The sequence below is a fragment of the Corallococcus sp. AB030 genome, from assembly GCF_003668965.1.
Classification (GTDB): Bacteria; Myxococcota; Myxococcia; order Myxococcales; family Myxococcaceae; genus Corallococcus; species Corallococcus exiguus.
The window spans coordinates 1-382 of sequence record NZ_RAWQ01000539.1; the positions used below are offsets into that span (position 1 = coordinate 1).

General features: G+C 59.7%; 1 protein-coding gene and 1 pseudogene. Both read left to right on the plus strand.

Annotated features, from left to right (window positions below; translation table 11 throughout):
* Positions 1–187 (plus strand): CBS domain-containing protein (locus tag D7Y15_RS43965; RefSeq protein ID WP_121756242.1); only part of this gene is annotated, 187 nt, incomplete at its 5' end.
* Positions 180–382 (plus strand): annotated as a pseudogene (locus D7Y15_RS46320) (3-methyladenine DNA glycosylase); the annotation flags it as partial. The gene D7Y15_RS43965 and the pseudogene D7Y15_RS46320, both read left to right, overlap by 8 nt.

Below are 382 nucleotides of genomic sequence, written 5' to 3' on the forward strand. Positions count from 1 at the left end.
TGTTCGTGATCTGATCATCGTTCCCCTCAATGAGAACTTTGATACCGCGATGCGCCGGATGCGCCAGACCTCCAGCCACATGGCTGCGGTGAAGGATGACACCAACGCGATCGTCGGAATTGTGACCTTGGAGGACATCATTGAGGAGTTGGTGGGAACAGTGCGAGACTGGACCCACGATGACTAAGATCCTCTCCCACGCCGAATGGACCGCACAGCGCGAAAAGCACGTGCGGAAGGTGGAAGAGCTCACTGCGGCGGCTCGAGAAAGGCGCACCCGCGGTGAGCGGCACCCGGTGTGGGATTTCATGTTCAGCTACTACCCCGTCACCCCAGGCAAGCTCGCGCATTGGCACCCCGGCATTGGGGTGGCGCTGGAAAT